This window comes from Brevundimonas sp. UYEF29, from assembly GCF_040546195.1.
GTDB lineage: Bacteria > Pseudomonadota > Alphaproteobacteria > Caulobacterales > Caulobacteraceae > Brevundimonas > Brevundimonas huaxiensis.
Map to the genome: position 1 here is coordinate 309,210 of NZ_JBEPNH010000003.1, position 21,146 is coordinate 330,355.

General features: G+C 67.3%; 20 protein-coding genes. 7 read left to right on the plus strand and 13 right to left on the minus strand.

The window, feature by feature from the left end; all coding sequences use genetic code 11:
- Positions 1-259 precede the first annotated feature (259 nt).
- Positions 260-1,090, minus strand: a complete 831-nt coding sequence (locus ABIB58_RS07090; protein ID WP_185225084.1) for an LD-carboxypeptidase — start codon at positions 1,088-1,090, stop codon at positions 260-262.
- A gap of 90 nt (positions 1,091-1,180) precedes the next feature.
- Between ABIB58_RS07090 and ABIB58_RS07095 the strand changes: the two genes are divergently transcribed.
- Positions 1,181-2,578: a UDP-N-acetylmuramate--L-alanine ligase gene (locus tag ABIB58_RS07095; RefSeq protein WP_185225085.1), complete on the plus strand. Its 1,398-nt coding sequence runs from the start codon at positions 1,181-1,183 to the stop codon at positions 2,576-2,578.
- Between the two features lie 22 nt (positions 2,579-2,600).
- Here the strand turns inward: ABIB58_RS07095 and ABIB58_RS07100 are convergent, their stop codons facing one another.
- The 12 genes from ABIB58_RS07100 to ABIB58_RS07155 all read right to left on the minus strand — a co-directional run bounded on the left by ABIB58_RS07100 (position 2,601) and on the right by ABIB58_RS07155 (position 15,721).
- Complete coding sequence (locus tag ABIB58_RS07100) at positions 2,601-3,965, minus strand: sulfite reductase subunit alpha (RefSeq protein WP_185225086.1); 1,365 nt, start codon at positions 3,963-3,965, stop codon at positions 2,601-2,603.
- Positions 3,962-5,068, minus strand: coding sequence for an FAD:protein FMN transferase (locus ABIB58_RS07105; protein WP_082064530.1), 1,107 nt, complete (start codon positions 5,066-5,068; stop codon positions 3,962-3,964). The genes ABIB58_RS07100 and ABIB58_RS07105 overlap by 4 nt, the downstream gene beginning before the upstream one ends.
- Before the next feature lie 10 nt (positions 5,069-5,078).
- Entirely contained in the window at positions 5,079-5,879 is an 801-nt protein-coding gene (locus ABIB58_RS07110; protein ID WP_045811916.1) for a DUF4198 domain-containing protein, read from the minus strand.
- Positions 5,880-5,890: 11 nt separating this feature from the next.
- Positions 5,891-6,400: a DUF2271 domain-containing protein gene (locus tag ABIB58_RS07115; RefSeq protein WP_045811889.1), complete on the minus strand. Its 510-nt coding sequence runs from the start codon at positions 6,398-6,400 to the stop codon at positions 5,891-5,893.
- A gap of 11 nt (positions 6,401-6,411) precedes the next feature.
- Entirely contained in the window at positions 6,412-7,089 is a 678-nt protein-coding gene (locus ABIB58_RS07120; protein ID WP_082064529.1) for a PepSY-associated TM helix domain-containing protein, read from the minus strand.
- Between the two features lie 67 nt (positions 7,090-7,156).
- Positions 7,157-7,843: a Fe2+-dependent dioxygenase gene (locus ABIB58_RS07125; RefSeq protein ID WP_354039965.1), complete on the minus strand. Its 687-nt coding sequence runs from the start codon at positions 7,841-7,843 to the stop codon at positions 7,157-7,159.
- A 75-nt stretch (positions 7,844-7,918) separates the two neighbouring features.
- Positions 7,919-10,285, minus strand: coding sequence for a TonB-dependent receptor (locus tag ABIB58_RS07130; RefSeq protein ID WP_354039967.1), 2,367 nt, complete (start codon positions 10,283-10,285; stop codon positions 7,919-7,921).
- A 95-nt stretch (positions 10,286-10,380) separates the two neighbouring features.
- A complete protein-coding gene (locus ABIB58_RS07135; protein ID WP_045811886.1) occupies positions 10,381-11,166 on the minus strand; it encodes a proteasome-type protease in 786 nt (261 codons plus the stop codon).
- A 61-nt stretch (positions 11,167-11,227) separates the two neighbouring features.
- Positions 11,228-12,070 carry a transglutaminase family protein gene (locus tag ABIB58_RS07140; RefSeq protein ID WP_045811885.1) on the minus strand — a complete coding sequence of 281 codons (843 nt, stop codon included), beginning with the start codon at positions 12,068-12,070 and terminating at the stop codon, positions 11,228-11,230.
- Between the two features lie 2 nt (positions 12,071-12,072).
- Positions 12,073-13,011, minus strand: a complete 939-nt coding sequence (locus ABIB58_RS07145; RefSeq protein ID WP_045811884.1) for an alpha-E domain-containing protein — start codon at positions 13,009-13,011, stop codon at positions 12,073-12,075.
- The gene (locus tag ABIB58_RS07150; protein ID WP_017504409.1) at positions 13,011-14,432 is read right to left on the minus strand and encodes a circularly permuted type 2 ATP-grasp protein; all 1,422 of its coding nucleotides are present in this window, start codon (positions 14,430-14,432) and stop codon (positions 13,011-13,013) included. Before ABIB58_RS07150 ends, ABIB58_RS07145 begins: the two co-directional genes overlap by 1 nt.
- Before the next feature lie 80 nt (positions 14,433-14,512).
- Positions 14,513-15,721, minus strand: coding sequence for an NAD(P)/FAD-dependent oxidoreductase (locus ABIB58_RS07155; protein WP_082064528.1), 1,209 nt, complete (start codon positions 15,719-15,721; stop codon positions 14,513-14,515).
- Positions 15,722-15,870: 149 nt separating this feature from the next.
- Between ABIB58_RS07155 and ABIB58_RS07160 the strand changes: the two genes are divergently transcribed.
- The 6 genes from ABIB58_RS07160 to hisA are packed head-to-tail and all read left to right on the plus strand — an operon-like array spanning position 15,871 to position 21,123.
- On the plus strand, positions 15,871-16,161 hold the full coding sequence (locus ABIB58_RS07160; RefSeq protein ID WP_045811882.1) for a YerC/YecD family TrpR-related protein: 291 nt from the start codon (positions 15,871-15,873) through the stop codon (positions 16,159-16,161).
- A 10-nt stretch (positions 16,162-16,171) separates the two neighbouring features.
- Positions 16,172-17,053: an ATP phosphoribosyltransferase gene (gene hisG / locus ABIB58_RS07165; protein WP_045811881.1), complete on the plus strand. Its 882-nt coding sequence runs from the start codon at positions 16,172-16,174 to the stop codon at positions 17,051-17,053.
- Positions 17,053-18,360: a histidinol dehydrogenase gene (hisD, locus tag ABIB58_RS07170; RefSeq protein ID WP_185225092.1), complete on the plus strand. Its 1,308-nt coding sequence runs from the start codon at positions 17,053-17,055 to the stop codon at positions 18,358-18,360. Before hisG ends, hisD begins: the two co-directional genes overlap by 1 nt.
- Positions 18,357-19,793 carry an imidazoleglycerol-phosphate dehydratase HisB gene (hisB, locus tag ABIB58_RS07175; protein ID WP_185225093.1) on the plus strand — a complete coding sequence of 479 codons (1,437 nt, stop codon included), beginning with the start codon at positions 18,357-18,359 and terminating at the stop codon, positions 19,791-19,793. The genes hisD and hisB overlap by 4 nt, the downstream gene beginning before the upstream one ends.
- The gene (gene hisH / locus ABIB58_RS07180) at positions 19,790-20,392 is read left to right on the plus strand and encodes an imidazole glycerol phosphate synthase subunit HisH (protein WP_185225094.1); all 603 of its coding nucleotides are present in this window, start codon (positions 19,790-19,792) and stop codon (positions 20,390-20,392) included. Before hisB ends, hisH begins: the two co-directional genes overlap by 4 nt.
- Positions 20,386-21,123, plus strand: a complete 738-nt coding sequence (gene hisA / locus ABIB58_RS07185) for a 1-(5-phosphoribosyl)-5-[(5-phosphoribosylamino)methylideneamino]imidazole-4-carboxamide isomerase (protein ID WP_354039973.1) — start codon at positions 20,386-20,388, stop codon at positions 21,121-21,123. The genes hisH and hisA overlap by 7 nt, the downstream gene beginning before the upstream one ends.
- Positions 21,124-21,146: the final 23 nt, after the last annotated feature.

Here is a 21,146-nt window from a genome sequence, read left to right on the forward strand (position 1 = left end):
TCCTTAAGCCCTGCGGCTCTTCACGTCGATGATCAGGAAGACGATCAGGCGGCTCGTCCGGGCATCCCCCGATATCCGAACGAACCGCCGCATCGCAGAAGGCGCCAACCACAGCGTCCCCCAACGCCTTGGCTAACGAAGTCCTAACGCCTCGCGGACCGGCATCTGAAGTCAGGACCGGCGTTCTGTCGAGAGGTAGGCGAGCTGGCTATAGCGAATAGAGGCGAGACTGTGTCCTTTTCGTCGCGCGTCGTTTGCCTTAAGGGCGACCGAAGGGGACGACCTTATTGGCGGCGTCATGCCCGATATCGGCGCTTCCCAGAAAGGGTATGCCCGAACGCAGGCACCAGTATCGAACGATTTCCTCCGGAGTCTGACCGAAATCGGGATCGTTTGGCGTGACGTCCGAGACCCGTCCCAGGCGAATCCCGGCCACGCGACGGATGCTGGCCTGGCTGGTCAAGTGAAACATCATTCTGTCGATCCGGTAGGCGGCCTCGGACACCTCCTCCAGCATCAGGACGTGGTCGGACAGATCGGGCTCCAGCGGCGTGCCGGTCAGTTCGTTCAGGATGGTCAGGTTGAAGGCGACGGCCGGGCGCGGATCGGTCGCCAGCGACGGCTCGATCCAGTCGGTGCGTCCCGTGGTCAGCCAGGACAGGGCGCCGCGCGCGGTCGCGTCGTCGCGCACCGAATCCGAGGCCATCGGTCCATGCGCCAGATGCTGGAACCTGGCCTTGTACATCCCGGCCAACAGGCTGCCGGCGTCGGAATAGCCCATGTAGCGCTTCTTGCGGGCGACGGCGTCCAGGCGCGGGATCACCGCATCAGCGATGCGGCACGAGCCGTAGCCGCCGCGCGCGAACCAGATGGCGTCGATGCGGGGGTCGTTGGCGAACTCAACGAAGGCGTCGGCGCGCGCCCGGTCATCGCCGGCGAAATGACCGTGTTTCAAAAAACAGGCGGGGTGAAAAACGACGGCGACATTGCGGTCGGGATGGTTCTGCGCCATCCAGGCCTCGACCGCCTCGGCGCGCTCTTTGGAGAAGCGCGAACTGGCGCAGACGACGCCGATCTTGAAGCTGCCCATTTTATCGCTCTTTGGGGTCACGTCCGTCTTCTTCGTCGTTTTTGCGATCCCCTACTGGCGGACCGGCCCGATCCCCTGTTCTAAGGGGGCATGAACCAAGACGCCTCCTATTTCTTCTGCGGCATCGGCGGGTCGGGCATGCTGCCCCTGGCCATGATCGTCCAGGCGCGCGGCGCTGTGATCGAAGGATCGGACCGGGCGCTGGACCAGGGCCGCACGCCCGAGAAGTTCGACTGGCTGCGCGCCCACGGCGTGACCCTGCACCCCCAGGACGGATCGGGCGTGACCCGCGCCGATCAGACCGTCATCGCCACCGGCGCCATCGAGGAGACGGTGCCCGACATCGGCGCGGCCAGGCGCGCGGGCGCGACGATCAAGACCCGGCCCGAACTGCTCAGTGAACTGTTCAACACCGCCCCGACCTCGGTCGGGGTCGCGGGCACCAGCGGCAAGTCCACCATCACAGGCATGATCGCCTGGATCCTGAACCAGACGGGCCGCGAGCCGACCGTGATGAACGGGGCGGTGATGAAGAACTTCGCCGACGCCGACCATCCGTTCGCCAGCGCCCTGATCGGCGGGCCGGACCTGTTCGTGTCCGAGGTGGACGAAAGCGACGGCTCCATCGCCCGCTACGACCCGACGGTGGCGGTGGTGTCCAACATCTCGCTGGACCACAAGTCGATGGAAGAGTTGCGCGACCTGTTCGGGGGCTTCACCGCGCGGGCGACGACGGCCGTGCTGAACCTGGACAATCCCGAGACGGCGGCCCTGGCCCAGACCCTGCCATTCGGCAAGGCGATCACCTTCGGCCTGGGCGAAGAGAAGGCCGACCTGTCCGCCCATGATCTTCAGCCTCTGCCGACAGGCATGCGGTTCCGGCTGATCGAGGGCTGGAGCGAGCACGACGTGGTCCTGAACGTGCCCGGCGCCCACAATGTCGCCAACGCCCTGGCCGCGCTGGGTGCGACCCGGGCGCTGGGCGTGCCCACGGCCGAGGCGGTGAAGGCGCTGGAGACCTTCGCCGGCATCCGTCGCCGGATGGAGGTGGTAGGGACGGCCGGCGACATCACCGTCATCGACGACTTCGCCCATAATCCGGACAAGATCGCCGCCACGCTAAAGACCCTGCACGCCTTCGACGGGCGGCTGCTGATCCTGTTCCAGCCGCATGGGTTCGGCCCGCTGAAGCTGATGAAGTCGGAGTTCATCGACGGTTTCGCCGGCCTGATGCGCGAGGACGACGTGCTACTGATGCCCGAGCCGGTCTATTATGGCGGCACCACCGACCGCAGCGTGGGATCGGAAGACATCGCCTCCGGCGTCCGCGCCGCCGGCCGTCAGGCTGATGCGCTGGCGACGCGCGCCGCCTGCGGCGACCGGATCGTCGAGATCGCCAAGCCGGGCGACCGGATCGTCGTCATGGGCGCGCGCGACGACACCCTGTCGACCTTCGCGGCGGAACTGTTGGGGCGTCTAGGCCGGTAACCGACATCGGCAAGCACGGTGTTCAGTAAACGTCCCGCCGATAGCGCCCGTCTTCCAGAAGGGTCAGCACCACGTCCGCGCCCAGCGCGCTTTCCAGCGCGGCATGCACGCCTTGCGACATGCCTTCCAGACTGCCGCAGACGTAGATCGCCGCGCCGCGCGCGACCCAGTCGCGCAAGTCATCAACCGCCGCCGCGACAAGATCCTGCACATATCGGCCGTCGCCCGTATCGCGCGAGAAGCTCCGATCCAGCCGCCGCAGCACGCCCGACGCCAGCCAGGCCTGCAACTCCGCATCGAAGAAGGCGTCATGCGCCTGCGTGCGTTCTCCGAACAGCAGCCAGGCCCCGCCCGCGTCGGTGCGCGCCTTCAAATGCGCGCGCAGGCCGGCGATGCCCGTGCCGTTGCCGATCAGGATCATCGGCGTCTCGTCCGCCGGGCCGTGGAAGCTGCGGTTGGTGCGCAGGCGCATTCCGACCTGATCGCCCCGCGCCAGATCCTGCGTCAGCCAGCCCGACGCCAGGCCCGGGGCGCCGTCGGGATGGCGCATCAGGCGGATCAGAAACTCGACCCGGCCATCCGACGGCAGGGAGGCGATGGAATATTCACGTGAACCCGGCGTGACGCCGTCACGCTCAGGCAGGCCGACCTCGGCGATGTCGCCGGCCGACCAGTCGGGCGCCGCGCCCACGGCCTCGAACGCCAGATGCCAGGCCTCGCCGCCGGGACTGCCCGGATTGACCAGGGTGCGTTCGACCAGCCGCCACGGGTCGTAGGCGGGCGGGGTCCAGTCGGGGGCCGTCACGCTGCCCGTGATCTGGTTCAACTGGTGCTGCCAGTGGCGAAGGGCGCCGGCCTCGCCGTTGTCGACCTCGACCATATCGAACAGGGGCTTGGCGCCGGCGCGTCGCAGCCAGCCGTCCACAGCGTGACCGAAGCCGCAGAACTGATCATAGCTGCGGTCGCCCAGCGCCAGAAGACCGAAACGGAGTTCCGACAGGTCGGTCGTCTCGCCCATGACCTTGCGCACGAACCGGGCCGCGCTGTCGGGCGGATCGCCCTCGCCCGTCGTCGAGACGATCAGCAATGCACGGTCCGTCGACTTGAGCGTCTGCACATCCAGATCGGCGAAGGACAGCACTCGCGCGCCCACGCCGCCATCGCCCAGAGACCGCGCCGTCATCCACGCCAGTTCCTCGGCGAAGCCCGTCTGGCTGGCGAAGGCGATTAGCAGCGGCCGGCCCTCGCCTGCGCCCGCCAGAGCATCAGACCGCGCACGGGCCGCCGCCTTGGCCCTGCGTTCACGCCAGAAGATGACGGCGATCAGGGTCAGCCAAAGCGCCAAGGCCCCGACCGCCCACAGCCAGCGCTGCGGATCGGCTGTCACCCCGGACGATCTCCGTCGTCGTCCATCAGGGCGGCGAAGGCCGGCGACATCCGCTCGACCGGCCCGCGCTCGGTACGCTCGACGAAATGGGCCATCAGGCCGACGGCCTCGGCATAGTCCGGTCCGTCGAACGGCCCCATGACGGTCAGGGCCGTGGCGTAGGCGTCGGCCATCATGGCGGAGGGGTGCAGGACGGTGACCGAACTCAGATTGTTGCTGACCGGACGACCGGTCGATCCGTCGATGGTGTGGGGATAAAGGCGCCCCTCATGGTGGAATGCGCGGCGATAGTCGCCGCTGGTCGCTACGGCCAGATCGAACAACGCCGCCACGGTGTGGGGCGCAGGCGAACCCTCGACCCGCTCGATCTCGACCCACCAGGGCTGGGCGTCCGGCTTGACGCCGCGTCCTTTCAACTCGCCGCCGATCTCGATCAGGTGCGAGGTCGCGCCCATGGCCATCAGGCGGTCGGACACGCGATCCACCGCATGACCCTTGGCGATGCCGGAGAAGTCCAGCTTCATCCCGCCCATCTGCATGACCGCCCGCGCATCGCCGTTCAGCCGCAGCTTCTGCCAACCCGACACGGCCGCAGCCGCCGCAATCTCGTCTTCGGACGGGACGGGCAGCAAGGCCGAACGCGGTCCTGGCGGGCCGAAGCCCCACATATCGACCAGGGCGCCCAGGGTCGGATCGACCGCGCCGTTGGTTTCGTCGCCCAGGGTCATCGCCGAATCCAGCAGATCCCAGAACGGCTGGGACACCGCCCAGACGCCGGCGGGCGCGGTGTTGAAGCGGCTGATCTCGCTGGACGGCTCCCACGGGCTGAACAGACCGACGACGGTCGCCAGTTCCTCTTCGATCGCGGACCGGATCTCGACCTCGCCCACGCCGGGCGGGGCGATGACGCGCGCGCTCCAGGTCGTGCCCATGGTCTGGCCGCCCAGCGCGCGGATCAGGTCGCTGGGCGGACGGGGCGGCGCGCCTTCGATCGTCGGCACGAGGACGCGGTTGTCGGCGCGGTCGCCCAGAGGGGCGGCGTCGCCGATGTTGACCGTGGGCGGGGCGGCGCGTGAACCGCGCGAGGGGGGAATGTCGGACATGGCCCTTCGCTTAGGGCAGGACTTCCATCGCCGCCACATAGCTGGCGTTGGAACCCAGCGTTTCGCCTTGGCCTTCGGTGCGGACCGAGGCGTTCAGCCAGTACATGCCCGCTTCCGGCCAGGTGATGGTGAAGGCGCCCTCGGCGTTCGTTTTGAGCGTCGATTCTTCGGGGTTGTCGCGGTAGCGCAGACCGCCGCGCGCCACGGTGACGTCGACGTTCGCCGCCGGCTGGCCGTTGTTCAGAAGTTTGAAGGTGGCGGGTTCGCCCACGACTAGGTCGTTCGGGTGGGTGACGGGAACCAGCTCAAGCCCCTCTCCGGTCGTCTTGAAGACGGTGTCGGTGGGGTTGTTCAGGGTGACGAAGGTCTCGATGCGGCTGGCGGTGCGGGTCGCCTGAACATTGGTCGCGCCCTCGGGCAGGCCCGCCGGATAGTCCGAGGCCGCGCCGCGCCAGCGCTTCTGTTCGCCGTTCAGGGTGTAGCTGGCCATCACGCCGTTCATGACGTTGGCGATCTTGTAGGTGCCGTTCTGGGTCAGATGGGCGTCGAAGGTCGAACGATAGCGGCCCTGCATGGCGTTCTCGGGCTGGACCGCCGAGCCGTCCGGCGCGGTGATGGTCAGGCCGGTCAGGCGCATGGCGGCGTGGTCGGGGTTGAACACCTGGTTCGACATGCCGGCGTCGAACCCGACCCAGGCGTCCGTGCCCGACAGGGTCGTGGCGGTGGGCGCCAGCCAGGCGCGGTGGGCCTGGGCGGCCATGGGGGCGGCCAGCGCTGCGGCCAGCGTCAGCAGGGCGATCGTCTTCTTCATGGTCATGATCCTCAGCGAGAGACGGCGACGCGCACGGCGCCCAGTTCGGTGGAGCCGGTTCCGGCGCCGGTGTTGGCCGCGCCCCAGCGGAAGGGCACGCGCACGACTTCGCGTCCGCCCAGTTCGCGGGCCGCCTCGACGACGATGTTGTACTGGCCGGGCTGAAGGTTGCGCAGGTGGGCGGCGGGTACGGTGACGGTCTGGCGACCCGGCGCGCGTGTGGCGCCGGATACGCCGTCGGCCGGCAGGCTCATGGCCCGGCCGCCCTTGCGCCACCAGGTGCGCAGATCCTTCAGCCAGTCCTTGCCGTCGCCTTCGTTATTGCGGGTCTGCTGATACCAGACAGCCAGGGTGCGTTCGGCCGATTGATCCGGCTTTTCGATCCACACCGCGACATAGGGGCGATGATAGGAGGCGGTGTTCAGGCGCGGAATCTCGACCGACACCGTCAGGTCGGCGGCCATGGCGGGCGCAGCGGCGGCGAGGCCGACGGTGGTGATGACGACGGGAAGCAGGCGCATCGGAAAACTCGTCAGTGAATGAAAATCAGGGCGATAACGACGGGGATCAGCAGGCCCAGCGCCGCCAGCGGCCAGGTCGAGGGCCGACCCTTGGCGTGCAGGACCATCAGACCCAGCCCCGTGACGGCGAAGATGACGCAGGCCGCCGCGAAGACGTCGATGTACCAGAACCAGACCACGCCGGCGTTGCGGCCCTTGTGCAGGTCGTTGAGGTAGGCGATCCAGCCGCGCGTCGTCTTCTCGTGCAGGGTCTCGCCGGTCGAACGGTCGATGGTGACCCAGCCGTCGCCGCCGGGCATGGCTAGGGCGACATAGACCTCTTGCGCCGTCGTCTCGGTCGGCTTGTCGGCGATCTCGACCTTTAGAGCCTCGGACGCCCAGCGGGCGACCGCGTCGGGAACGGGATCGGTCGTCTCCTGCGGGAATCTGGCCAGACGCTGCAACAGGGGCGCCGGCAAGGTCGCAGTCTGTTCGACCGTGACCGGATCGCCGGGGATCGAGGCCGCGTGGTTCAGTGTGATGCCGGTGACCGCGAACAGGATCATGCCGACCAGGCTGACAGCCGCAGAAATCCAGTGCCAGCTATGCAGCTGCTTCAGCCAGAACGAACGCGCGCCGTTCAGCGCCGCCTTGGGTTTGGGGCCCTTGGCTGCGGTTTCAGCCTGACGCTGTGTGGCGAGTTCGGTCACGGGGTCGCTGTGCCATTGTTGCGAACGGGTTGCAATAGCATTTAGCGACGTCGCGGAGCCTTGTCCGTCAGACTTCGGTCCAGCGCCGCAGGAGATTGTGATAGACGCCGGTCAGTTCGATCACCGCCTGATCCTTGGGCCCCTTTTCGGACGCTACGCGCTGGGTGGCGATATCCAAGCGGAACAGGGTCTCGCGATCGGCGTCGTCGCGCACGAGGCTCTGCATCCACATGAAGGACGACACCCGCGCCCCGCGCGTCACGGGCGTGACCCGGTGCAGGCTCTTGGACGGATAGAGGACCAGATCGCCAGCCAGCAGCTTGATCGCCTGCGCCCCGTACATCTCCTCGATGATCAGTTCGCCGCCATCGTAGTCCTCGGGTTCGGACAGAAACAGGGTCGCCGACAGATCGCTGCGAATGCGGATCGCCCCGCTAGTGCGGGACTGGCGGATGGCGTTGTCGACGTGCAGGCCGAACTGGTCCCCGCCTTCGTAACGGTTGAACAGAGGCGGAAAGATCGTGTGCGGCAGGGCCGCGGCCACAAACATCGGATTGGCGTTCAGCGCCTGGACGACCAGAGCCGAGACCTCCTTCGCCACATCCGACTCTTCGGGCAGTTGCAGGTTCTTTTTCGCCGTCGCCGATTGATGGCCCGAGGTGGCGTTGCCGTCCGCCCACGGCCCGGCGTCCAGCCGCGCCCGCAGAGCCGCGACCTCGGCCTTGGAGAAGACTTCCGGAATCTGCAACAGCACGGGCGTTCTCGCTGAAAGACGAAACGGCCCCGCGGGGGATCGCGGGGCCGTCAGACTAGGCCGGGGAAACGGCCTTTAGAAGCGCAGGTTCAGGGCCAGGATTGCCTGGCGACCTGCGGCCACGTCGGCGTGGTGGATACCGTTGGTGCGCATGATGTACTCCTCGTCCGTCGCATTCTTGACGTTCAGCTGAAGCGTCGCGCGATCCGTCAGATCATAGGCGGCGAAAGCGTCCACGCGGGTCCATTCGGGCGCATAGATGCGGTTACTCCCGCCGCCCGCGCCGCCCTGGTTCCCGCCCAGAGATTTGGACGTGTAGTAGACGCCGCCGCCGACCGTCAGCCGGGGCAGGACGCGATAGGTGGTGAACAGACTGGCGCTGTGCTTGGGCGTGTTGGCCAGCGGGTCACCTTCAAAGGCGCTGGGCCTGCACACCGGCGGCGTTACCGTGGCATCGACCGTGCAGGCGCCCTTCACCAGTTCGGAGTCCATGTAGATGTAGCCGCCGAATACGGTCCACTTCGGCGTGATACTGCCTGACACGCCCAACTCGAAGCCGTTGACCTCGACCTCGCCCTCCTGACGGAAGATGTTGGGCTGAACCAGGATCAGGGCGTTCTTGCGTGTGAGATGGAAGGCGGCCGCCGACAGGGCGAGACGGTCGTTCAAGACATTGGCCTTGGCGCCGATCTCGAAGCTTTCGGTGTCTTCCGGATCCAGAACCGTGTTGGCGACGCCATCAACCGTGCCCGTGCCGCCCGAGGCGTTCTGGTCGCCCGCCGAAATGGTCGGCGGCGTCGAAGACGTGGACCAGGACGCATAGACGCTGCTGTTCTGCGTCGGCTTGAACACCAGGCCGACCTGATAGTTGGTGAACTCCCAGGTCTGTTCCGGAACGGCCGTATAGCCCGTCGTGGTCCAGACGCCGGCCGACTGGGTCGCGGTCGCATTCACGCCCTTGACCGAATACTGGTCCCAGCGAACGCCCAGGTTCAGGATCAGTCGCTCGGTCAGGGTAATGCTGTCGTTCGCATAAACTCCGATGGCCTCGGTCGTGTTCGAACTGGTCGGGCCGCGGTTGATCACGCCGGTCCAGGCGTCGTCGGGGTTGGGATTATAGACCGGGGTGCAGTCGCCGGCGCCCAGGGTACTGGACGCAGTCGGATACGTTCCCGACACCGTGGTCAGACCCGTCGGACAGGCCGAGCCCGAAGTGGTGTAGGTCGAATAGGAGGCGTTCTTGTTGTGCTCGCGCGACAGCTCCACGCCGACGTCATAGCTGTGTTTGATCGAACCGGTGGCGAACTGGCCGAAGACATCCGTCACATTGGCCAGGGTGGTGACCGGGTTCCAGCGGGTCTTGGTGCCCCGCTTCATCCAGTAGGTCCCGTCCGCCGCGCGTCCGACATATCCGCCGTCGCCGGGATTGGTGACGATGTAGTCGTTCAGCGTCTGCGAATAGCGGCTGACGTTGCGGATCGTGGCGTAGTCGTTGAGGCGATGCTCGGCCTTGAAGGTGAAGGCGTCCACCTCATTGGTCAGGTAGTCGCGCGCCTTCAGCCCATAGAAGCTGTCATAGGGCACATCCAGAACGCCGCTGTCGGTCGTGCGTGACTGAATCTTGGTGAACAACGGAATGCCGTAATCCGGCATCTGATCGCTGGTCAGGTGATAGTAGCTGAAGACCATCGAGGACGGCGTGCCCAGACCGGCGCCCAGGCTGATGGCCGCACCCCATCTGTTGTAATCGACGGCGTCGCGGCCGCGCACGTCGCCCTGGGCGCCCATCAGATTGATGCGCAGGGCGGCGGTCTCGCCCAGCGGCAGGTTCGCATCGACCGTGCCGCGCAAATAGCCGTCGGTGCCCGCGCCCGCGCTGACATTGGTGAAGGCGTTCAGCTTGGGCGATTTGGAGGCCAGGTTGATGCTGCCGCCGCCCGAACCGCGTCCCGAATAAACGGCGTCCGGCCCCTTGATGACCTCGACCTGTTCCAGGTTGAAGACCTCGCGCTGCTGGCCGCCCGTGTCGCGAATGCCGTCCACGAAGATGTTGTTGCCCGACGACTGGCCCCGGATGAAGGGACGATCGGCCAGGGGCTGACCGCCCTCGCCTGCTCCGAAGGTGATGCCGGGGGAGTTGGACAGCAGGTCCTGCAAGGACGAGGCCGAGGTCTGTTCGATGATGGCCTGGGGGATGACCGTCACGGCGCGCGGGATATCCACCAGGGGCGCGACGAACTCGGGATTGACGGGCGCCGGCTTCTTGAACTGACCGTTGACGTCGATCGTGCCCAGATTGGCGGGCTGGGACTGGTCGGCCGTGACGACCACGCCGTCCTCGGCGATCACAGCAGCGGCTATGGCGGGGGCGGCGACCAGCATGCCGGCGGCGCTGGAGGCGAACAGAAGCGAGCGGAGCGCGGCGGCGCGGGATTCGGACATACTCTTGCGACCTTTTGGTCTGATTTTGCGATGCGCTCGCAATAACCAGCTCCACAGGAAGGCACAAGACAATTGCGAACAAATCGCAATCTTAATTAGCCGACGGCGCTGATGCTCCTCTGAGGCGCCGACGTGTCGATATCCAACCAGGTCGGATCGGGCATGGCGCGGTGGGCGGCGGCCAAGGCTTCGGACCAGCGCCGACCCAGATCGCGGAAATAGGGATCGTCCGCCTCGATGCGCCGCGCCGTGCCCGTCAGCTGGTCGCGCGGCATGACGATCAGGTCCAGCGGCGGGCCGACGGCGATGTTCGAGCGGATGGTCGAATCGAACGAGATCAGCCCAAGCTTCACCGCCTCGGACAGGGAGGTGGAGCTGTGCAGGGCGCGATCCAGAATGGGCTTGCCGTATTTCAGCTCGCCGATCTGCAGATAGGGCGTATCGGGCCCGCACTCGATAAAGTTGCCCTGGCCGTAGATCAGATACAGCCCCATCTTGCCGCCGGCGATCTGACCGCCCAGCAGCATGGAGGCGGTGACGTTCAGCCCATCGGCGGTCGGCGTCGGCGGCGTATTGATGCTGGCGCGCACGCTGGCCATCGCATGACCCAGAAGCTGGGCGGCGCGGAAAAGGGTCGGGGCGGTCTGGAGGGTTTCAAGCTCGGTGGAGTCCGGCAGTTTGACCCCGGCTGCGACCATGGCCAGCGCCGTCTGGGTGACCGACAGATTGCCCGCCGTCGCGACCGCCAGGATCCGCTCGCCCGGCGACTGGTAGATGTGGAGTTTGCGATAGGACGAGATGTTGTCCACGCCCGCATTGGTGCGCGTGTCGGCGATCATCGCCAACCCGTCGTCCACCAGCATGCCTACGCAATAGGTCACTTCGCTCTATTCGCTCCCCGCGTTGCGAATCCCTGAACGCTAACAGATTCGCGCGTCATGCCTATCGGGGCCATCCACTGGATTGCAGTTGTTGCTGGCTCTGTTGCACCGGCCGCACATTCAGGGCGACGGTCAGTTGCTCCTGGCCGCCGCCATAGCTGGTGCCCCGGATCGGGGTGGCGCCGCGCGCGTCCAGGCCGACCGCGACCCGGACATAGTGTTCGGTCGGACAGATGCCGTTGGCGGGATCGAACCCGACCCAGCCCAGATCTTCGACCCAGGCCTCGGCCCAGGCATGGGCGGCGTCCTGATCGTGGCGTCCGTCCTGACGGCTGAGATGACCCGAGACATAGCGGGCCGGCACGCCCAGCAGGCGCGCGGCCGAGATGAAGATCTGCGAATGGTCCTGACAGACGCCGCGTTTCTGGGCGAAGGCGTCGGCGGCGGTGTGGGAGGCGGAGGTCGAGCCGACCTCGAACGCCACCGTATCCTTCAGCGCGCCCATCAACTGATGCATCCGATTGAGCGTCGGGCCCTCGGGGATGGAGCGGGCGAAATCCACGATCCCGGCGTCGGCCTTGGTCATCGGGGTTTCGCGCAGATAGACCAAGGGGGACAGCCGCTCGGCCTGGCCCTTCACGACGCCGCCCGTCTCGACGGTCGAGACCTCGCCGGTGACGCGGATGGTCAGGGCGTCGGTCGGCCGCTCGGTGTAGAGGCTGTGAACGATGTTGCCGAAGGCGTCCTCGCTGCGCCGCAGCCGGGCGTCCACATCGGTTTCGATCCGCCAGTCGCGGACCTGCTGGCTTTCGCACGACTTGGGCGTCAGGCGCAGCATCTGGACGATGAACCGCGCGGGCCTGGCGTAGGCGTAGCGGGTGGAGTGATCGATCCGGATCCGCATGGTCAGACCAGATACTGTTCGTGGATGGCCGCGGCCAGGGCGTTGTTCTCGTTCAGGAAGCTCTGGATGTATTCGTGCAGGCCGGACTGGAAGATGTCCTCGATCTTGGCCTCGTTGAACTGGCTGAGGCGATTGGAGGCCAGCCGTTGCGCCGGTCCGCGCCGGCCGTAATCGGTCGCCAGCTTCTCCAGATAGCTGACAATCATGCCTTGGCATGAGGCCAGCGAGCGCGGCATCTGGCGGTTCAGCACCAGCAAGTCCGCCACCAGCCAGGGCCGCACGCTTTCACGATAGACCCAGCGATAGGCGGTCAGGGCCGAAACCTCGCGCAGCAGGGTCGTCCACTGGAAATAGTCCAACTGCCCCCCGACCCGTTCGCCGGGCGGCAGAAGCAGGTGATATTTCACGTCCAGCAGACGCGCCGTATTGTCGGCCCTCTCGATCGCCATGCCCAGTCGCAGGAACCAGTAGGCGTCATTGCGCAGCATGGTCCGCGACGAGGCGCCTTCCACCGCCAGGGACGTCGATTTCACGAAGTCGAGGAAGTTGGTGAAGTCGTCGCGCTTAGTCGGCTCGCCCAGTTCGTTCAGGCCGTTCCAGGCGCCGTTGATCGCCTCCCACAGTTCGATGGTCAGGGCGGTGCGCACCGAGCGCGCATTGGTCCGCGCCTTGGTGATGCAGGCCTTGATCGAGGTCGGATTGTCGAAGCCGAAGGCCAGATATTCCCGCACGGACTTTTCCGACACGGTCCGACCGGTCGCGTCGAAGCCGGCCTTGACCCCCGACGAGGCGATGGCCCCGGCCCAGGCGGTGACGGCGGCCTGATCTTTCGCCGGCAGGGCAGCCAGACGGATCGCCGCCTCCAGAATGCGGGCGAGAAAGTCCGCCCGCTCCATGTAGCGGCCGGTCCAGTAGAGGCTGTCTGCGGTGCGTGAAAGCATCAGTTGTCCAGCACCCAGGTGTCCTTGGTTCCGCCGCCCTGGCTGGAGTTCACCACCAGCGACCCTTCCTTCAGCGCCACTCGCGTCAGGCCGCCGGGCGCGACGCGCACGCCGGCCGGGCTGGACAGGACGAACGGCCTGAGATCGACGTGGCGGGGCGACAGGGCGCCGCCGTTCAGCGTGGGGGCCGTCGACAGGCTCAGCGTCGGCTGGGCGATGAAGTCGTCGGGATCGGCGATCAGCTTGGCGCGGAAATCCTCGATCTCGGCCTTGGTCGAGGTCGGCCCGACCAGCATGCCGTAGCCGCCCGATCCGCCGACTTCCTTGACCACCAGTTCCGGCAGCTTATCCAGCACTTCCTTCAGGGCGTCCGGCTCGCGACAGCGCCAGGTCGGCACGTTCTGCAGGATGGCGTCCTCGCCCGTGAAGAAGCGGATGATCTCGGGCATGTAGGTATAGACGGCCTTGTCGTCGGCCACGCCCGTGCCGACCGCATTAGCCAGGGTCACGCGCCCGGCGAAATAGGCCGACATCAGCCCCGGCACCCCGATTGTGGAGTTTGGCATGAAGGTCAGGGGATCGAGGAAGTCGTCATCGATGCGGCGATAGATGACGTCGACGCGCTTGGGCCCTTCTGTCGTGCGCATGAAGACCGTGTCGTCATTGACGAACAGGTCCGTGCCCTGAACCAGCTCGACGCCCAGCTTATCGGCCAGGAAGCTATGCTCGTAGTAGGCCGAGTTGAAGGGGCCGGGCGTCAGCACGACGATCGTCGGATCCGCCCCTGCACCCGCCGGCGCCGAAGCCTGCAGCGAGCGCAGCAGCATGTCGGTGTAGATCTCGACGGGACGCACGGCGTGTTCCGCGAACAGGTCGGGGAACAGCCGCATCATCATCTCGCGGTTCTCCAGCATATAGGAGACGCCCGACGGCGTGCGGCAGTTGTCTTCGAGAACATAGAAGCCGTCCTCGCCCGTGCGCACCAGATCAACGCCCGAGATATGGCACCAGACGTCGCCCGGTGGACGACGCCCCTGCATCTCCGGCCGATAATGCGGATTGGTCAGGATCAGATCGGCCGGGACGATGCCCGCCTTGATGCAGTCCTGCGGTCCATAGATGTCTTTCAGGAAGGCGTTGATGGCGGTGACCCGCTGCTTCAGCCCCTTTTCCAGACCACCCCATTCGTCCGCGCCGATGATGCGCGGCACGACATCGAAAGGGATCAGCCGTTCATTGGATTCCTCGTCGCCGTAGACGGCGAAGGTCACGCCCATGCGGCGGAAGAACAGCTCCGCCTGGCGCGAGCGCGCTTGCAGCAAATCGGCCGGCGCGTTTTCCAGCCACGCCGCCAGCGTCTTGTAGCTGTCGCGGATCGCACCCGATCCGCCGCCATTCATTTCGTCGAAAGCTCTCGTCATCCGCCCCCGCCGCGTTGAAGTCGCAGCTTGAACGGTCACGAACGTAAAGCGCAACAGTTTTGTTGCACTGCGGCGACGCCTTATCCGACGGCCACCGCCTTCATCGACACCGCCGGATCGGCCAGCTTGTCCATGTCCACAGGCGTCGCCTTGGCGATCAACTGCTTGCCGGCCATGAACTCGGGCGGCGCGTTGACGGCCTCGACGCAGACGATGCGGTCGCCGTTCAGATGGAAGACCGCAAAGCCCGACGCCGTCGGGTCGCCGCGCACCACCTGTCGGTCGGCGTCAAACGGCAGGCCGGCGATCTGAAGTTTGACGTCATACTGGTCAGACCAGAACCACGGCACTTCGGGCGTGGGTCCGGCCCGTCCGACGATGGCCGCGGCCGCCTGTTTGGCCTGCTCCAGGGCGTTGGGCACGCTTTCCAGCCGATGATGCACGCCGCCGTGGACCGGAATGGGTCGTCGGGTCATGTCGCCGATGGCGAAGATCGCCGGGTCGCTGGTGCGCGCCTCAGCGTCCACCACCAAGCCGTCGTCGCAGGTCAGGCCGGCCGATCGCGCCAGGGCGTCGCAAGCCAGGGCGCCGACCCCCACCAACACCGCATCCGCCGACACCACCGATCCGTCGGCCAGGCTCACGCCGTCGCGGGCCACAGCGACTACCTCAGCGTCGGTCAGGATTTCGACGCCGTGCGCCCGGTGCTGCGCCGTGAAGAAGGTCGATAAGGTCTCGGACGCCACCCGGGCCAAAACGCGCGGCGCGCGCTCGATCACCACCGCCTCGGCGCCCAGGGCCCGCGCCGACGCCGCCGCCTCCAGCCCCACATAGCCGCCGCCGACGACCGCCAGACGCTTGCCGGGCCCGAGGACAGCCTTCAGTCGCTCGGCGTCCTTCATCGTGCGGAGTTCCAGCAGATCGGGATGGTCCCCGCCCGGAACCGGCAGCTTGCGCGCCGTCGATCCGGTCGCCAGCACGAGAATGTCGTAGGTTTCCGACGACCCGTCGTGGAAGGCTACCGTCTTCGCTGCCGGATCCACCGACACGGCGACCGTCGAGGGTCGGAAGTCGATGTTCTGCTCGGCGTAGAAACTCAGAGGCCGCAGCAGCAGCGCCTCCAGATCCGCCTCTCCTTTGAGCCAAGCCTTGGACAGCGGCGGCCGCTGATACGGCGGCGCATCCTCCTCGCCCGCCAGCACGATGGGGCCTTCATGCCCATACTGCCGCAGGAAGGCCGCGACGGAGCCGCCGGCGTGTCCGGCGCCGATGATGAGAACCTTGGTCATGGGACGCATTTAGAGTGGCGAGTGGCGAGTGACGAGTGGCGAGCAAGCGACGGATGCCCAGATTTTATCGCCACTCATCACGCGCCACTCGCCACTCGCCACTAGACATCCCCTTGACCGTTCCACCGTTACAGCATAGTGGAACGCGCATGACGACCCCGCCCGCCCGTGACGACCTGCATGACGCCCTGCTGTCGATGCAGACGCGCGCCGAGATCGACGCCTTTCTGGCCGATCTTTGCACGCCTGCGGAACTGCGCGCCTTCTCCGAGCGCTGGCAGGTGGCGCGCCTGCTCGACGCCGGCGGCAAATCCTATCGCGAGATCGCCGCAGAGGCCCATGCCAGCCCCACCACCGTCGTTCGCGTCGCCCGCTATCTGAAAGACATGCCGCATCAGGGCTATCGCCTCGCCCTGGACCGCCTGAAGACCAAGAACTGAGTATCCGAACATGAGCACCGTGCAGGGCCGGCTTCGCATCGCCGTCCAGAAATCCGGCCGTCTGGCCGACCGCAGCCTCGACCTGATCCGCGACGCGGGCCTGAAATGGGTCAAGGGTCACAACGACTTGCTGTACCGGGTCGAGAACTATCCGATCGACCTGCTGCGCGTCCGCGACGACGACATCCCCACCTTCGTGGCGGACGGCGTGTGCGATCTGGGCATCGTCGGCGAGAATGTGCTGGAGGAAGGCCGCAACGGCGGACCGAACGCCTCGGTCGTCATGCCGCTGGGCTTTGGTCGCTGCACGCTCAAGATCGCCACGCCTCCGACGCTGGCCTATGACGGTCCGGCCTCGCTCGACGGTCTGCGTATCGCCACCTCTTACCCGAAGATCCTGCGCCGCTTCCTCGACGAACGCGGGGTCAAGGCCGACATTGTGGTCATGCGCGGGGCCGTCGAGGTCGCGCCCCGGCTTAAGCTGGCCGCCGCCATCTGCGACCTGGTCTCGACCGGCGCGACGCTGGAGGCCAACGGCCTGGGGGCCAAGGATACGGTTCTGGAAAGCCAGGCCGTGCTGATCCAGTCGCCCGTCGCGCCCGAGCCCGCGCTGCAGCAGTTGTTGGACAGCGTCATCGAGCGGATGGCGGGCGTGGTGTCCTCGCAAGGCGCAAAATACGTCATGCTGAACGCCCCGCGCTCGGCGCTGGACGAGATCACCGCCATCCTGCCCGGCGCAGGCTCGCCCACCGTCATGCCCTTGATGGGTCGCGACGATGCGGTCGCCGTCCACGCCGTCTGTCAGGAGGCGGTCTTCTGGGAAACGCTTGAAAAGCTGAAGGCCGCCGGCGCCTCGGCCATCCTGGTCCTGCCGATCGAGAAGATGATGTGATGAAACGCATCGACTGGTCTTCCCTCGATGCGGCCGGCAAGACGGCCGCCCTGGCCCGCCCGGCCCAACGCACCGCCGGCGACGTGACCGAGGTGGTGCGCGCCATCCTGGACGACGTGCGCCAGCGCGGCGGCGAGGCCGTAACCGACTGGTGCCTGAAGCTGGACAAGGCGCCGCCCCGTCGCATCGCCATCACGCCCGAGACTGTGGCCGAGGCGCGCAACGCCCTGCCGCCCGGCGACGTGCGCGCCCTGCGCATGGCGGCCGACAATGTGCGGGTCTTCCACCAGGCGACCCGGCCCGAGGACACCCCCTTTGTCGAGACGACGCCCGGCGTGCGGTCGAAACTGGCTTGGCGTCCCCTCGCCTCAGCCGGCCTCTACATTCCCGGCGGCACCGCGCCGCTGTTTTCGTCCCTGCTGATGCTGGCCATTCCGGCCGGGGTCGCGGGTGTGGGCCAGCGCGTCGCCGTCACGCCGCCGAACAAGGATGGCGGCATCCACCCCGCCATGATCCTGGCCGCCGCAGAGGCGGAGTTGGACGCCGTCTGGCTGATGGGCGGGGCCCAGGCCATCGCCGCCCTGACATTCGGCGTCGAACTGGAGGACGGGGTCATTCCCGCCTGCGACAAGCTGTTCGGACCCGGAAACGCCTATGTGGCCGAGGCCAAGAAGCAGGCCTCGGCCCTTCCCGGCGGCCCCGCCGTGGACATGCCCGCCGGCCCGTCGGAGTTGATGGTCATCGTCGATCGCGACGCCGCGCCCGAGATCGCCGCCGCCGACCTGCTCAGCCAGGCCGAACACGATGCGGATGCGCAGGTTCTGCTGGTCTCCACCAGCCGCGCCACCATCGACTACATCCTGAGCGAGGTCGAGGTGCAGGTCGCAACCCTGCCCCGCGAAGCCATCGCCCGCGCCTCTCTGAACGAGGCCCGCGCCATCCTGGTCCGCGACCTCGACGCCGCCGCAGAAGTCGTCAACCTCTATGGCCCCGAACACCTGGCGATCCAGATCGACGATCCCGAGCCTCTGGTCGATTCGATCAAGGCTGCCGGGGCCGTCTTCGTCGGCCGGTTCGCCGCCGAGACGCTGGGGGATTATGCCGCCGGTCCCAGCCACGTCCTGCCGACCGATGGCGGCGCCCGCACCTTGGGCGGCGTCACCACCGCCAGCTTCATGACCACCATGTCGGTCCAGCTGGTGACCGAGGCCGGCGCACGTCAGCTGGCGCCCATCGCCGCCCGCCTGGCCCGGATGGAGGGCCTGGAAGCCCACGCCCGCGCCGCCGATCTGAGGAGCGAGGGATGACCCTGCCCGCTCCCTATCCGCCGCTGGTTTCCGGCGGCGAAGGTCTGGATCGCTATCCCGGCGACGCCTCCGTCCTCGCCGCTCGGATGGCCGCCGTCTATGGCGTGCCTGCCGAACAGGTTCTGCCGGTGCGCGGCCTGACCCACGGGCTGGAGTTGACCTGGCGCCTCGCCGCCCGCGACGGCGGATCGGTCGAGGCCCCGAAGGCCGAGCCCTATGACAGCCTAGCCGCGATCTATCCGGCCAAGGGCGAAACGGCCCCAGAGAAAAATATCGTCGTCATCCGCGCCCTGGGCTCGCCCGAAGCCGTCGCCGAGATGGCCGCCCGCGTCGCCCCCGCCCTGCTGGTGGTGGACGAGGGACTGATCGAGTTCTCCGACAGCGTCTCGGCCGTGACCGTTGTCGCCGATCAGCCGAACCTGGTCGTGCTGCGCAGCCTGTCCCTGGCCTATGGTCTCGCCGGCGCCCGCGTCGGCGCGGTGATCGCGCAAACACAGACCCTGGCGCGTCTGGCGTCGGTGCTGGAACCCTATGCCCTGCCAGAACCGCTGGTGCGGCTGGCGATGCAGGCGCTCGATCCGTCGCGGATGATCGAGACCGCCGAGCGGATCGCCTCGGTCCGGCGCGAGCGCGAACGGGTCGTGCGCGAACTGGGTCGTCAGATGCCGGTCGAACCAGGCGTCGGTCCCATCATCATGGCCCGCCCCGAGGAGCCCGCCGCGGCCCTGGCCGGTCTGAAAGCCTACGGCGTCGAGGCCGATCTGTCTGGCGAGCGTCTGCGCCTGCCGATCTCGATCAAGTCCGAGGTCAACGACCGGCTGCTCGCCGCCTTCGGCCTGACGCCCGCCAAGCGCCGCCCGGCGCGCGTTGGTCAGGCGGTGCGCGACACCAAGGAAACCCGGATCGTCTGCGCCGTCGATCTGGATGCGCCCGGTCCGGTGAAAATCGAGACCGGCGTCGGCTTTTTCGATCACATGCTGGAGCAGATCGCGGCCCACGGCGGCTTCTCGCTGCGCCTGCAATGCGAAGGCGACCTTCACACCGATCCGCACCACACGATCGAGGACAGCGCCATCGCCCTGGGCCAGGCGTTGAAACAGGCGCTGGGCGAGCGCAAGGGCATCGCCCGCTATGGCTTCGTCCTGCCGATGGATGAGGCCAACGCCACGGTCTCGATCGATCTTTCCGGCCGCCCGTATCCGCTGTTCGAGGGAGCGTTCGAGACGCCGTTCATCGGCGACTACCGCACCGACCTGACCGCCCACGTCTTCCGGTCGCTGGCCGAGGCCATGGGCGCGGCCGTGCACGTCAAGGTCACGGGCCGGGACGACCACCACAAGACCGAAGCCGTCTACAAGGCCTTCGGCCGCGCCCTGCGCCAGGCCATCCGCGTCGAAGGCGACGCCGTGCCGTCCACCAAGGGGGTTCTGTGACCGAGGTCGCAATCATCGCCTACGGCGCCGGCAATGTCGCCTCGGTCCAGTTCGCGCTGGAGCGGCTGGGCGCGACCGTGCGCCTGACCGACGATCCCGCCGTCATCGCCGAGGCTGAACGGGTCATCCTGCCTGGTGTTGGCGCCGCCGGCTACGCCATGAAGCGCCTGTCGGACCTGGGTCTGATCGCGCCGATCCGCGCCTTCACGCGCCCGCTGCTGGGTGTCTGCCTGGGTCAGCAACTGCTGTTCGGATCAAGCGACGAGGGCGACGGCTTCGATCTGCTGGGCCTCATTCCCGGCGCGGTGACCCGGCTGACGCCTGCGGGCGATCTGCCCGTGCCGCACATGGGCTGGAGCCGGTTGACGCGCGACCGCGACGACCCCTTGCTGGAGGGCGTCGCCGACGGCGCCTATGCCTATTTCGTCCATGGCTTCGTCTGTCCCGACGGACCGGCGACCCTGGCGCGCGCCGACTATGGCGGCGTCGTTCCAGCTGTGGTTCGATCCGCCAACCGCTGGGGCTGCCAGTTCCACCCCGAACGCTCTGCCGAGGCCGGGGCGACCATCCTCAAGAACTTCCTGGGCCTGCCATGCTGATCTACCCCGCCATCGACCTGAAGGACGGCGTCTGCGTGCGCCTGATGCACGGCGACTTCGCCCAGGTGACGCATTACGACCAGCAGCCGGCCGCGCGCCTGACGACCTTCGCGGCCGAGGGCGCGGAGTGGATTCATGTCGTCGATCTGGACGGGGCCGAGGCGGGCGAGGCGCGCCAGCACGCCCTGATCGGCGAACTGACCCAGGCCATCGACGTCAAGGTTCAGTCGGGCGGCGGCGTGCGCAGCGCCGACGATGTGAAAAAGCTGCTGGACGCCGGCGTGTCACGCGTCGTGGTCGGATCGCTGGCGGTCACCCAACACGAGGCGGTGGCGATTTGGTTGGAGACCTTCGGCGTCGAGCGCATCACCCTGGCCCTGGACGTCAAGATCGAGGACGACGTGCCGGTCCCCGCGTTGAAGGGCTGGACCCAGTCCTCGGGCATGACGCTTTGGGAGGCGTTGGATCGGTATCCCAAGGGGACGGCCAAACACCTGCTGGTGACCGATGTCGGTCGCGACGGCGCCCTGACCGGGCCGAACCTGGATCTGCTGGCCGAGATCCGCAGCCGTCGGCCGGATCTGGTGCTGCAGGCCTCGGGCGGCGTTTCCTCGCTGGACGACATCGCGGCGGTCAAGGCGCTGGGCTGTCACGGGGCCATTGTCGGACGCGCGCTCTACGAGAATTGCTTCACCCTGCCCGAAGCCATCGCGGCAGCCAAACGCTCATGACCGTCCATCCTGCATCAAGCGGG